Source organism: Chryseobacterium sp. SIMBA_029, from assembly GCF_046535275.1.
GTDB lineage: Bacteria > Bacteroidota > Bacteroidia > Flavobacteriales > Weeksellaceae > Chryseobacterium.
This window is the reverse complement of record NZ_JAWRXA010000175.1, coordinates 1-295: the sequence shown is the minus strand read 5'-3', so window position 1 is coordinate 295 and position 295 is coordinate 1. Positions and strand designations below refer to the sequence as shown.

Below are 295 nucleotides of genomic sequence, written 5' to 3'. Positions count from 1 at the left end.
GCTGTTCACATCGCCGCGGGGTTTGACGTACCCACGGTCGCATTCTTCACGACAATCGCTGCTGAATTGCGTGTGCGAGACTATCCTGACTGCACTGCCGTGGATCTGCCGCTTCCAGACCTCGCCGGTATCCAGGCCAGCGGCCGGGCAGCGGATCTTCAGCTTGTTGAGCGTGCATATCGCTGGTTGCTCGATGGCCACTGGACGCTCTAGCTGAAAACGTGAAGCATTGGGCCGGCAAGCAAAGCGCCTACCCCGTGATCCGCTCGGCGGTCATGGCGCGCGACAAACCGTG

General features: G+C 61.4%; 1 protein-coding gene. It reads left to right on the top strand.

Going from position 1 to position 295, the window contains the following annotated elements:
* The coding region (locus tag SB679_RS23705) for a hypothetical protein (RefSeq protein WP_410704712.1) at nt 1-213 on the top strand (213 nt) is incomplete at its 5' end.
* Between the last annotated feature and the right edge of the window lie 82 nt (nt 214-295).